Origin of the sequence: Exiguobacterium sp. ERU653 (assembly GCF_018617775.1) — a bacterium.
GTDB classification, from domain to species: Bacteria; Bacillota; Bacilli; order Exiguobacteriales; family Exiguobacteriaceae; genus Exiguobacterium; species Exiguobacterium marinum.
Genome location: NZ_JACSKV010000011.1, coordinates 1 through 1,071, shown reverse-complemented (window position 1 = coordinate 1,071; position 1,071 = coordinate 1). Strand labels below are relative to the sequence as shown.

Below are 1,071 nucleotides of genomic sequence, written 5' to 3'. Positions count from 1 at the left end.
ATGAGATTTCCCTTTGAGCAATCAAGAAAGACCCCTCAGAGACGATGAGGTAGATAGGTCATGGGTGGAAGCGTGGTGACACGTGGAGCTGAATGATACTAATCGGTCGAGGCTTTGATCTAGTCTAATGGTTTGTGTTGATGAATCCTCAGTTTTGAGAGAACAATCTCAAAAAAATGTTGACATTATGTTAAAATAATGTTAATATCATATTTGTCTGGTGGCGATAGCGAGACGGCCACACCCGTTCCCATGCCGAACACGGAAGTTAAGCGTCTCAGCGCCGAAAGTAGTTGGGGGATCTCCCCCTGTGAGGATAGGACGTTGCCAGGCTACATATTGGAGGATTAGCTCAGCTGGGAGAGCACCTGCCTTACAAGCAGGGGGTCGGCGGTTCGATCCCGTCATCCTCCACCATTTACACTTGCCGGTGTAGCTCAGTTGGTAGAGCATCTGACTTGTAATCAGAGGGTCGAGGGTTCGAATCCTTTCGCCGGCACCATTTGATCTTTTTAAAAAGTCTACCGCTAGAAATTATACCTTGCCGGGGTGGCGGAATTGGTAGACGCACAGGACTTAAAATCCTGCGAGGGTTTCCTCGTGCCGGTTCAAGTCCGGCCCTCGGTACCATTAATATTTTCCCATGATGATTATTCGTCTCGCACCCTTAGCTCAGCTGGATAGAGCGTTAGACTACGAATCTAAAGGCCGGGAGTTCGAATCTCTCAGGGTGCACCATTTTTGACGGGAAGTAGCTCAGCTTGGTAGAGCACTTGGTTTGGGACCAAGGGGTCGCAGGTTCGAATCCTGTCTTCCCGACCATCATCACTTATATGGGGCCTTAGCTCAGCTGGGAGAGCGCCTGCCTTGCACGCAGGAGGTCAGCGGTTCGATCCCGCTAGGCTCCACCAATTTTACTTTTTACAGACGAACTTTGAAAACTGAACGATGAGGCAAAAAAAGTTTTACAATTTTCGAATGAAGCGCAAGCTTCGTCAATTTAAGAGCTATATCAAATTCTTTGGAGAGTTTGATCCTGGCTCAGGACGAACGCTGGCGGCGTGCCTAATA

The 1,071-nt window shown here is 48.6% G+C and carries 6 tRNA genes and 2 rRNA genes; all 8 read left to right on the top strand.

Features of this window, described 5'->3' with window-relative positions:
- A 23S ribosomal RNA gene (locus KNO95_RS14365) occupies positions 1 to 122 on the top strand; the annotation flags it as partial.
- 94 nt (positions 123 to 216) lie between these two features.
- Positions 217 to 333 (top strand): 5S ribosomal RNA (gene rrf, locus KNO95_RS14360).
- A gap of 8 nt (positions 334 to 341) precedes the next feature.
- Positions 342 to 417: transfer RNA gene (locus KNO95_RS14355), tRNA-Val, on the top strand.
- Positions 418 to 426: 9 nt separating this feature from the next.
- Positions 427 to 502 (top strand) — tRNA-Thr (locus KNO95_RS14350).
- A gap of 41 nt (positions 503 to 543) precedes the next feature.
- Positions 544 to 630: transfer RNA gene (locus tag KNO95_RS14345), tRNA-Leu, on the top strand.
- A gap of 31 nt (positions 631 to 661) precedes the next feature.
- A tRNA-Arg gene (locus KNO95_RS14340) sits at positions 662 to 738 on the top strand.
- Between the two features lie 7 nt (positions 739 to 745).
- Positions 746 to 822, top strand: a tRNA-Pro gene (locus KNO95_RS14335).
- Between the two features lie 13 nt (positions 823 to 835).
- Positions 836 to 911, top strand: a tRNA-Ala gene (locus tag KNO95_RS14330).
- The last annotated feature ends 160 nt before the right edge of the window (positions 912 to 1,071 follow it).